Source organism: Bifidobacterium sp. LH_230, assembly GCF_056357555.1.
Genome location: NZ_JBKEWJ010000050.1, coordinates 1 through 850, shown reverse-complemented (window position 1 = coordinate 850; position 850 = coordinate 1). Strand labels below are relative to the sequence as shown.

Annotated in this window: 1 rRNA gene; it reads left to right on the top strand. The window is 58.1% G+C overall.

What is annotated here, in order from left to right:
* Positions 1–134: 134 nt before the first annotated feature.
* Positions 135–850, top strand: a 23S ribosomal RNA gene (locus AC1A0G_RS12195); the annotation flags it as partial.

The following is an 850-nucleotide window of genomic DNA, read 5'->3' as shown; positions in this document are numbered from 1 at the left end:
CTTGTTGTTTTGCTGTTTTTTCGCCGGACTCCGTTTGGAGTCTGGTTGTTTGATCGTTTTGTGATCGTTAGTGTGATGATTTGTCGTCAAGCGTGAATCAGCTCGTTTGAATGCGTGCAATGCATTGTTTGTGGTGTGTTGCTTGCAAGGGCGTGTGGTGGATGCCTTGGCGGACAGGACCGATGAAGGACGTGTGAGGCCGCGATAGGCCTCGGGGAGCCGCCAACAGGGCTTTGATCCGAGGATGTCCGAATGGGGGAACCCGGCGCCACCGTTATGGGTGGTCACCGCAGTTTTGCGGGGGGTACGCAGGGAAGTGAAACATCTCAGTACCTGCAGGAAAGGATACTCCGTGAGTAGTGGCGAGCGAAAGCGGATGAGGCCAAACCGGTTGCGTGTGATACCCGTCGGGGGTTGCGTTGCCGGTGTTGTGGGACGCGTGTCCCGGTACCGACGTGCCGGGCGGAAGTGATAAAACTCTGGCTGAGGCGAACCGGATTGAAGGCCGGGCCGCAGCGGGTGCCAGCCCCTTAGCCGAAGGGCCAGGGTCTTCCGGTCGTGTTCCCAAGTAGCTCGGGCCTCGTGGAATCCCGAGTGAATCAGCCCGGACCGTCGGGTAAGCCTAAGTATTCCTGTCCGACCGATAGCGTACTAGTACCGTGAGGGAAAGGTGAAAAGCACCCCGGGAGGGGAGTGAAACAGTTCCTGAAACCGTGCGCCTACGATCCGTCGGAGCCTTACGGGGTGACGGCGTGCCTATCGAAAAATGAGTCTGCGAGTCAGTGGCATGTGGCGAGCGTAAGCCGTGTGGTGTACGCGTAGCGAAAGCGAGTCTTAAAAGGCGTTTGTG